At 39.2% G+C, this 11,207-nt stretch carries 3 protein-coding genes; all 3 read right to left on the reverse strand.

Annotated features, from left to right (window positions below):
- Positions 1-26 precede the first annotated feature (26 nt).
- Positions 27-8,399 carry a T9SS type B sorting domain-containing protein gene (locus GS03_RS11200; RefSeq protein ID WP_136152632.1) on the reverse strand — a complete coding sequence of 2,791 codons (8,373 nt, stop codon included), beginning with the start codon at positions 8,397-8,399 and terminating at the stop codon, positions 27-29.
- Positions 8,400-8,540: 141 nt separating this feature from the next.
- Positions 8,541-9,713: a proline dehydrogenase family protein gene (locus GS03_RS11205; RefSeq protein ID WP_136152633.1), complete on the reverse strand. Its 1,173-nt coding sequence runs from the start codon at positions 9,711-9,713 to the stop codon at positions 8,541-8,543.
- Between the two features lie 61 nt (positions 9,714-9,774).
- Positions 9,775-11,202, reverse strand: coding sequence for an SDR family oxidoreductase (locus GS03_RS11210; RefSeq protein WP_136152634.1), 1,428 nt, complete (start codon positions 11,200-11,202; stop codon positions 9,775-9,777).
- Positions 11,203-11,207: the final 5 nt, after the last annotated feature.

Genomic DNA, 11,207 nt, shown 5'->3' on the forward strand with positions numbered 1-11,207 from the left:
TTATAACTCATAATTCATAACTCAAACTATCGTTTCATAGCGAAGTGTGACTTAAATTGTTTCATCACGCCGCCTTCCACAAAATCAACCGTAAACCAGTAATCATCCGATGGTAACAGATGCCCGTTATACGTTCCATTCCAACCTTGTCCTGTTGGACTGATTTGTTTGAGCAGTTTGCCATAACGGTCAAAAATGAAGATTTTTGCAGATTCATCCAATCCAACAACATTCCATGTATCATGGATTCCATCGCCATTCGGAGTAAAGTAATGAGGATAATCAATGATATAAACCTCGTTTATAATTAACTCCTCACAACTGTATGCTATGTCACCTTTGGCATCCCAAACATGGATGATGTGTGTGCCCATGCTGACACCTTCAAACACATTGCTATCCTGTCTCGGTCCGTCATCCAAACTGTACTGATAATCCGGTGCGCCATAACCTTCTACAGTCACAGTAATAATTTGTGACGAACTAAAGGCGCCCGTTACCGTGTATCCTACTGTTCCTGCCGCTATAACTGCCTGCCCTGATTGTATCACAGGGAAAGATGCCGATGTAGTCTGGCATGCCAGTGGACTGGCACTGGTTACCCTTACCGTATACTCTCTGGTGGCTCCTGCTACTGCCGGTGTGTCAACGGTATATGTTGGTCCCGTTGCTCCCGGTATTGGTGTCGTAGATGCATCTTCAAACCATTCATAAGTATAGTTGTTTGGATTCACAACACCACTGTTCAGCGTAAGTGGTCTTACCACCTGATTCGTAATAAAGTCAACACAGATAGTCGTTACATTATTTGCTGTATTTATAACCGGATTTGGATAACGCTCCACTTTAATATCTATTGTAGTGATAGCATAACATACCGGAGTAATCAGATTGCTGCTGTTCTCTACCTTAACCCAAATCGTATCGGTATCCGCATCGGTTTGATACGCCTGTGCCTGTGCCAAAGTCAAGGCATTGGTTCCTGCTACTGCATTGGCTAAGCTGGTGTAATAACTAACTATAAATATAGCAGCATCCTGTCCGTCTAATATATCCGCTGCATAACTCGTTAAATCAACAAGGCCAACCCCATCATACGGATTACCGTCATTATCACATTCGTTAAACTGCTGTGGACCTACAGCTCTGGCATACGCCTCTACTACAAGTGGCAGCACTCCTGTGTTAACACAACTTGTAGCATTGTTAACCACTCTGACGTAAATATCCTGAGCATTCGGAGTTACATTGGTATAACTGTTCGGTAGTGTCGGAGTCCCTGCTGTGGCTGCTGCCTGCGATGGGTGATAACTAATGGCATAATCTGCCGGTAATTGAGTAGGGCCTAATATCGCCTCAGCCAAATCAGGATTAGTCAAATCAAATACAGCGATGCCATCAGCATTATCATCACATGCTCTGTATGGTGCCAGTGGCTGAACAACAATCGGTAATGGATTTACCGTTAATGCTTGTTCTACTATTACATAACAGTTCTCACCTTGGTAGTCTACCCTGTTGTTCTCTACTCTAATCCAAACATTGTCGCCTACTAAAGCTGCTGTGGCCGGAATTAATTCGCTTACGTTGTCAACGGCATTGTCCCGCGTTGCAAAATAATGGAACGTCAGATTCGGGTCTCCGTTTCCTATATACGCCTCATTAACCGTTAAATCAAACACCTCCATCATGTCGCCCGGATTGTTGTCATCACATTTCGGTGCCAGTGGTGTTGGATTTCTATTTGGTGTTGGTATTGACAACACTCTGATATCTAAAGTTGTGATGCTTGTACATCCATCCGCTGTCGTGACTACTACTCCAAGTGTTTGTACTGGTGGATTCTGGATTAAATAAGCAGTTGGTGTAGTGATAACATTGGTATCATTCTGAGCATCCAATAAACTTGGATAATACGTTACCGTATACCCTGTAGCCTGGTTGATCTCGGTATTTTTTATGGTTAAATCAAATACATACAACTGATCATTTGGAACGTCATCGGCATCACAAACACTCAGCGGTGTTGGTGTAGTGAGTAATAACGGAGTATTAATCTCTATTTGGAACGAACCAACATTATAACAACCAGTCGTATTATGCTCAACTCTAACCCATATCGTTGTGCCATCACTAACATCATAGCCGGTATCATTTACAATTGGTAAAGTACCTTGCTCTGCTAATGGTTGTGAGGTGTAATACTCCACAGTATAATCAGACGGGGCTCCGGTTTGTTGGGCTAAAACAGCGGCTGTTGCCTGGGTTAAATCTACAAGCGTACTTGCGCTTTGTGGACTACTGTCCTGATCACATACCGTTATTGGGTCCAGATTTACCGGAGCAATCGGACTTGGATCAGCATTTAACTCTATTGGAAGAATGCTATAGCAATGCGTAATATTATCCTCAGCTCTAACATACAATATTTGTACAAATGGATTGATAGTGCAATAAGGTACTGTAGTATCAATTGCGGTAATAACATTTTCTGAGATAGCATCTGCTAATGTTTCGTAGAAGCTCAGGGTATAATTAGCCGAACCTGGTGCGCTTCCTAACAAATTTGCCTCTAAACTCGATAAGTCAAAGCCACAGCTATACCCATCCTGATTGTCATCACAAATTGTGTAAGGCTGTGTTGGTGGAATCAATACTGGCAATGGTTCCACTCTGATATCTATCGTAGAGATTACATAACAGTCTGTGTCAGTATTCGTTATACGGACACCTAAGGTCTGAACGTAAATTACAGCGTTAGTGTATTGTAAATTGGTAATGGCATTACTGTTTGATTGTGCCTCGCCTAAACTAGGATAAAAAGTAACAGCCATACCGGTTTGTCCCAATAATATAGCATTCACCTGTGAGGCTAAATCAAAGGTCTCAAAGCCCACTAAACCAGTCGTATCACAAAGTGAATACTGCGGATAGTTTGGCTGGGTAGCATTCGGTAACGGATTTACAATTAACTGCAAAGTGACAATATCATAACAACCTGTAGCCGTAGTTTCTACTCTGACATAAATCGTCTGGGTATTAATGGTACCATTGGTATAACTCGTCGGATTAGTGATGTTACCTGTACCCAATTCTGCTGCTGCCTGAGTGGTGTAAAAAGTTATCGTGTGGGTAAGTGGATTTATAGTACCCAGTATATCAGAAATGGTGCTTGTTAAATCAAATGTCTCATAACCTGCTGCTCCGGTATAATCACATAGTTCATAATCATCAGGCTCGGTAGCAACCGGAGTTGGGTTGATTATTAATTGTAAAGTAACAACCCGATAACATGTAGACGTATTGGAAGCTACTCTTACATAAATTGTTTGCAAAAAAGGATTAATATTATCGTAACTTGCGGGAGTCAGGATAGCTGTTGCACCAGTATTTGCATCGACATTAGTTTCATGGAAACTAACATTATAGCCAGGATTTCCACCTGTAATACTATTTATAGTTTGTGTCAAATCAAATGTTTCAAACCCATCATTGTTTGGATCACATCGTTGCAATGGCAACGGATTATTTACAACAAAATTAGCAGTGATAGTTACTACAACAGCTTCAATGTCAAAACAAGTTCCAACTGTACTTTTGATATAATAAGTACCACTTACATTGATTGCACTTGCTTGGGCAATAGTCATGCCTGTTGTGGCTGCTGCATCAGTCCAATAGCTCAATATTCCACCACCTGTACTTCCTGCCGTAACTGCTGGCAGTGTTATATCAACTGTCGCCGGAGCACATACTGCTAATGGGTTTGTAATTATTAAATTAGGATTGTTAACAGTAACTATAACAGGTTCAATATCAGAACAACTTCCAAGTGTGCTTTTAATATAATATGTTCCGCTAGTTGCAATAGTAGTTGTATTTGTCAATGCAGTTGTAGCAGCTGCATTTGTCCAATAGCTTAAGATTCCTCCTCCTGTACTTCCCGCTGTTACAGCAGCTGTAGTTATATCTACAGTGCCAGGCGAGCAAACTGCCGCTGGATTGGTTATGCTTAAAACCGGAGTTGGGTTAATAGTAACAGTAACCGGTTTAATATCTGAACAATTTCCAGCTGTTGTGCTCTTTATATAATAGGTTCCGCTTGTTGCAATTGCACTGGCCTGGGCAATTGTCATTCCTGATGTAGCCGCTGCATCTGTCCAATAACTCAAAGTTCCTCCTCCTGTGCTTCCTGCTGTGACTGCAGGTAAGGTAATGTTAACCGTATTTGGCGAACAAACTGCCGCCGGATTTGTTATCGTTAATGACGGTGTAGGGTTAATAGTAACCACTACAGGATTAATGTCTGAACAACCTCCTAACAAACTTTTAATATAGTATGTTCCACTTGTTGCAATTGCACTTGCCTGAGCTAATGTTAGTCCTGACGTAGCTGCAGCATCAGTCCAATAACTTAAGGTTCCTCCTCCTGTACTTCCAGCGGTTACAGCTGGCAAGGTAATGTTAACCATATTTGGCGAGCAAACTGCCGCTGGATTGGTTATACTTAAAACCGGAGTTGGGTTAATAGTAACAGTAACCGGTTTAATATCTGAACAATTTCCAGCTGTTGTGCTCTTTATATAATAGGTTCCGCTTGTTGCAATTGCACTGGCCTGGGCAATTGTCATTCCTGATGTAGCCGCTGCATCTGTCCAATAACTCAAAGTTCCTCCTCCCGTGCTTCCTGCTGTGACTGCTGGTAAAGTAATGTTAACCGTATTTGGCGAACAAACTGCCGCCGGATTCGTAATGGTTAATGATGGAGTTGGATTAATTGTTACTACTACAGGTCTTATATCTGAACAGGCTCCAATTGTGCTTTTAATATAATAGGTACCGCTTGTTGCAATTGCACTTGCCTGAGCTAATGTTAGTCCTGACGTAGCTGCTGCATCTGTCCAATAACTTAAGGTTCCTGCTCCTAAGCTTCCCGCTGTGACAGCGGCTGAAGTAATATCAACCGTACCAGGAGAACAAACAGCAGCCGGATTAGTTATGACCAAAACCGGTGTTGGATTTACTACTACCGTTACTGGCTCAATATCCGAACAACTTCCAACTGTACTTTTAATATAAAACGTTCCGCTTGAAAGAATTGCAGTGTAGTTTGCTAATGCTGTTGTTGCTGCCGCATTAATCCAATAACTTAACGTTCCTCCTCCTGTACTTCCAGCCGTTACCGCCGGTAAACTAATGTCAACTGTGTTTGGCGCACAAACTGCAGCCGGATTAGTAATCACTAAAACAGGTGGAGTAGTTATAGTTACAGTAACCGGTTCAATATCACTGCAATTTCCAAGTGAGCTTTTAATATAATAAGTTCCGCTTGTAGCAATAGCACTCGCTTGAGCAAGTGTCATCCCCGACGTAGCTGCTGCATCTGTCCAATAACTTAATGTCCCTCCTCCTGTACTTCCTGCGGTTACAGCAGGTGCAGTAATATTAACTGTCCCCGGAGAACAAACTGCTGCCGGGTTTGTAATAGTTAATACTGGAGTTGTAGTACATGGAGTACTACATGTTGTTGTTAATGGTGGTGTACATATTCCATTCCAAGTTAGTGTAAAAACAACAACCTGTCCTTGTGTAAGCCCTGATACAGTATAATTAGAAAACGGAAGAACAAATGGATTATAAGTCCCTGTGATAGGAGGTCCACCATCAATTGTATAACTATAATTAACAGTTAAATTTCCAACATTATTAAAATCAAAATATAAAGAAGTAGGACTTAGAACGGTACAAAATAAAAATGGTGCGGCATTAGGAGGATTCCCGATTGTTACCGCAATATCAGCTCTTGTACTTTCGCATCCACCAACAGTTTGACTTACATAATAATGGACAACGGAACCTGGTGCTCCTGTTGTTGAAGGAGTTGGTGCTGTTCCCGAAGCAGTTCCTCCGGTAGCATTAGTTCCGTACCAATTTAAAGTCCCACCTGCGCTAGGTGTTGCAGTCAAAGGAACTGCTGCTGCATTTTGACAATATGTTATTGGACTAACCGTTGGAGGTCCAACAGCCGTTATCGGGTTAATTGTTAATCCAATTGGTGTTGAACTGCAGCCAGAAATCAAATCTCTAATCGTTACATTATAAGTATTTGGTGCCAAACCTGTAAAAGTTGGGCTAGACTGATAAGTTGTTCCGTTTACGCTGTATTCATAAATAGCCATTTGATAATTTCCCACATCGGTATAATCCTGAGGGTCTAATGCTGCCCAATCAGCCGGGGTCCATGCTAAACTTGGATGTGGTGCACAAACATTTCTTCTGTAAGTATAACCCGATTGATTTCCCGGAGTAAAGTCGACACCATCTGTTCTTCCCCATAAATCAATCTCTACATCCGCGATTGTTGTTAATCGAACATTGTCATTTGTATTAAAACCAGGACATATTGCAACTACCAAATCGGGTACAACACCTCCAGCATTGACCACCGTACCAACCGAAACTACATAAACTTCACCGCTATTTAAAGTTCCTGATAGCGGAAAGTCACAGTTAAGAGAAGGTCCTGGATTTCCATTGTTATAAATTTTAAGTTTGTAATTGGCTAAGTTTTTTGGTGTACCTGTTCCATTAAAAATTTCAATATAAGATAGTGCTCCTGTACTTTCATCTGTAACCTCAGAAATAAAAAGATCTGTTGGTTGTGTCAACGCACATGGATTCAACGGACTTGTAAATGTTATAGTTCCTGTCGGAACAGCGCAAGTTGGTTGCTGTGTAACACTAACTACAGGTGTTGGACAAACAGTGGCTGTACAGACGTTAACACCAATTTGTACACTTGCTGACACATTACAAATGATATTTGTAGTGAAAGTGATATCGTCTAAAGCAAAATCATTTCCGTCGGCTGCCTGATTTGTATCAAACAATTGAATTTGTGCCGAAGTTGCTGCTCCGGAATTCCAGGTTTGACTAAAATTTATCCAAGTACAGGTTGGTCCTGCTATTAAAGTTCCCAATTGAACCCCATTAATAACAACCCTTATCACAGCTGGACTTGTACCCACTACGGATTGAACCCAGAAGCTTAATGTATAATTTTGTCCTGGAAGTACCGCAACATTTTGACCCCAAACCAAATCATTTCCGCCATTTAAATTAGAACCATCCACTACCATCATTTGTCCGGTTCCTGTTGTGTGATCTACGCATGCTGTGAAACCAGACTCCCATACATTTGAATTAGAAGCTACACCATATGCCCTTTGAAGACTATTGACATTGGTTGGATTATAATAGATATAATCTGTATAAAAACCGGCATTACCATTTGTAAAACTTCCATTAGTGATGAGGTCAACATTACTTGTTCTGGTAGAACTAACCGTATATGTTGTAGTTAGTGTTGGACTTACAGTTGGATTAGAACTGGTTGGTGTTGTTAAAGTTGAATCTGCTGGCGATGCTGTCCAGTTATAACCACTAGAGCCTCCGCTGACGCTCAAAGTTGTTGGGATTCCTCTACAAATATTTGTATTTGAACTCGTAGTTAATGTACCACTCTGAACGGTTAAAACTATGTTTGATTGTCCAACTGTAATTCCCGCATTATCCGTTACAGATATGGCGTAAGTCCCTGGTGCAAGTCCATTAAAAATCCCTGTTGTATTATTAGCTGTAGAAGTACCTGTTAATGAAAAAGTATAAGGAATAGTTCCTCCATAAGCATAACCCACAATACTTCCGTTATTATTACCGGTACATACCGGATTGGTAGAAGAATGGCTAATAGTTAACGGTGATACAGGAGGTAGTACCACCATGTCATCAATAGCAAAATCATTCCCTACAGCATTTAAATTATTATTATAGAGCTTAATAAAAACACAATTATTAGTTGGTACAAAAGTATAAACCACTTGCTGCCATCCCGAAGCGGGTAAAGGAGCCAAAGTATTTCCGGAAATTAAATTTATTGTACCGGCATTAACAATTTGAACACCAATATCTGCCTGAGTGGCGGCATTCGTTGTAGTAGTTGATACAGATTTTATCCAATAACTAAAAGTATAAGTGCTTCCAACAGTAAGTCCACATATTCCTCCGCCGGCATTAACACATTGCCAAAAAACCTGTTGACCTCCGACATTATTACCATCAATAACCATCATATTTCCAGAACCTGATGTATGATCACCTCCTGCAATAAAAAAAGCAGTATTCATTGGTTGTGGATTTGTTGTAATGGCAAAATTACCCTGAACAGTTGTTCCGGAAAATGGCATAGTAATTTGGGTATATCCTGAACCAGGTATATTAAAACCACTAACTCCTCCTTGAAAATCACCATTAACTATTAAATTCTGGGCAAACCCTTGAAAAGGAAATAATACCACTATCAGTAATAATGATTTATATATAAAAGTAATTGTCTTCATTCTAAAAATAACTATTAAGTAGGTCTTTAATTTAGTTGGGCTTGTTTAAAAAACAAAATCAAAGATATTGATTTTAACGGCACTACAATATATATTAAAAAAAAAGCCATAAAAAAACCTCAATTAATGAGGTTTTTTTATCTATTTACTATGCTTTCTTCGTTGTCTTTCAGTCTTTAACATATTTAATTCCCTACTTGTCTGACCAGCAACTGAAGTATTTTCTTCTGCTCTTCTAATCAAATAAGGCATAACATCTCTAACCGGCCCAAAAGGCAAATACTTAGCAACATTATAGCCATATTCTGCCAAATTATAACTGATATTGTCGCTCATACCATACAATTGTCCAAACCAAATTCGCTCGTCATTTTTAGAAATTCCCTTGGTCTGCATCATTTCAATCAATTTATAAGAACTTGATTCATTGTGTGTTCCGGCAAAAATGGACATCAAATCTAAATTATCCATCATATATTCCATCGTTACATCATAGTTGATATCAGTGGCTTCTTTGCTTTCGCAAATTGGTGTCGGATAACCCATTTCTTCAGCGCGGGTATTCTCTTTTTCCATATACGCGCCACGAACGATTTTCATTCCAATAAAAAACCCTTCTGCTTTGGCTTGTTCATGCAATTTCTTTAAATAATCCAGTCGGTCCCAGCGATACAACTGTAGCGTATTAAAAACAATCGCTTTCTTTTTGTTATACTTTTTCATCATTTCGGTAACCAAATCATCGGCAGCATCCTGCATCCAGCTTTCTTCACCGTCAATTAATAGTGCTACATCTTTTTCATGAGCCGTTTTACATATCAAATCAAAACGAGCCACAACCCTGTCCCATTCCCTTTTTTCTTCAGCCGATAGTGGCTGCTTCTCTCCTATTTTGGTATATAAATCAAATCGCCCTAAACCTGTTGGTTTGAATACCGCAAACGGAATCGCTTTTCTTTCTTTAGCAAATTCAACTGTTTTCAATGTCATTTGCAAAGCAGCATCAAATTGTTCTTCTTCTTCTTTTCCTTCAACGGAATAATCCAAAACAGAAGAAACACCTTTGGTAAACATCTTATCAACCACCGAAAGACAATCTTCCTCAGTAGTTCCACCACAAAAATGATCAAAAACAGTAGCTCTAATCAGACTTTCAACCGGCAAGTGCGCCTTTAAAGCAAAATTAGTAACCGCAGTTCCAATTCGCACTAAAGGCTCATTATCAATCATTTTGAATAAAAAATAAGCTCTTTCTAATTCGGTATCCGTTTTAAGTGCAAAGGCAACCTGAGTGTTGTTGAAAATCTTTTCCATTTTGTTTGAGATAATGGCACAAATATAAAAAGAGTTTTAGGAATTATTCGATTTAAAAAAACTAGTTTGAGGCAGCAATTTTTTTTATCATTCCGTTAAAAATGAAAAAATGAAAAGGCAGCATACTATACCAATATAATCGGCCAAAAATGCCTCTTGGTCGAAACGTAGCAATTTGATGCAAAACATTATTTTCATCGATACGAAATTCCAACCAAGCTTCACCGGGAACTTTCATTTCAGCAAAAAGCAGTAGCCGTTTGTTTTCTTTATCAGCCAACAAAACCCTCCAAAAATCTAAAGAATCTCCGTTATACAAATCGGATGTACTGGTTCTTCCTCTACGCAAGCCAACTCCACCAAGTAATTTGTCTATGGAGCCACGCAATTGCCACATCCAATCGCCATAATACCAACCTTTATCACCACCAATTGACCAAATGTTTTGTAAAACTTGATCCGGATTGGTAATCTTTATTGATTTACTGTCTTTCAAACAACCAAAATTTGGAACCTGGATATAATGAGATAAACTTTTTTTAAAACGGCTACTGACCAAACTGTCTTTCCAACTTGAAATCACTAAGTTTTGTTCTATTTTTTCAAATGCCAATTTAATCGCATCTATATAAGATATTGGTTTGATATCAAGCATTTTTTGAAGTCTATTGTCTTTACAAATTACTTCTACTTTCATACTATCGACTAAATTTATTGCCAGTTTATAAGATGTTGAAGTAACAAAATACAACCAATAGGAAGACAATTTTGGGGTCATAATCGGGACTGTTATTATCCCCAATTTGATATTACGGGTTTTGGCGTACAATTGCATCATTTGTTTGTAAGTGATTACATTTGGCCCACCAATATCAAATGATTGGTTAAAGCAATCAACCCTATTTTGCACACCAAGCAAATATTGAATTACATCCCGAATAGCAATAGGCTGCGTCTTTGTCAGCACCCATTTTGGCGTAATCATTACAGGTAATTTTTCACATAAATCCCGAATTATTTCGAATGAAGAGCTTCCTGAGCCTACAATAATTCCGGCTTTTAAAACCGTTAAATTTGGTTTTCCTTGAGACAATATTTTTTCAACACTATTTCTCGAAAGCATGTGTTTGGATAAATTTGGATCATTGACAATACCGCTTAAATAGATGACTTGTTTGACCTTCATATATTCTGAATATTGATTGAAGTTTTGAGCGGTTTTGGCTTCCATAACATCAAAAGCAGCTGTAGAACTGGACATTGAATGAATTAAAAAATAGGCAATATCAATATCAAGCGGACAGATGTCAAAATGAATATCATCTAAAAAATCAACTTCCCAAATCGTGACTAAAGACAGTATTTGCGAGTCAAATCCCATACGCATTTTATCGCGAACACAACAAACCACTTCATGTCCTTGCGCCAGTAATTCGGGTAATAACCTTCTGCCTACATAACCATTTGCTCCTGTTAAAAGAATTTTCATAAAAC

It is taken from the genome of Flavobacterium sangjuense (assembly GCF_004797125.1).
Taxonomy (GTDB): Bacteria; Bacteroidota; Bacteroidia; order Flavobacteriales; family Flavobacteriaceae; genus Flavobacterium; species Flavobacterium sangjuense.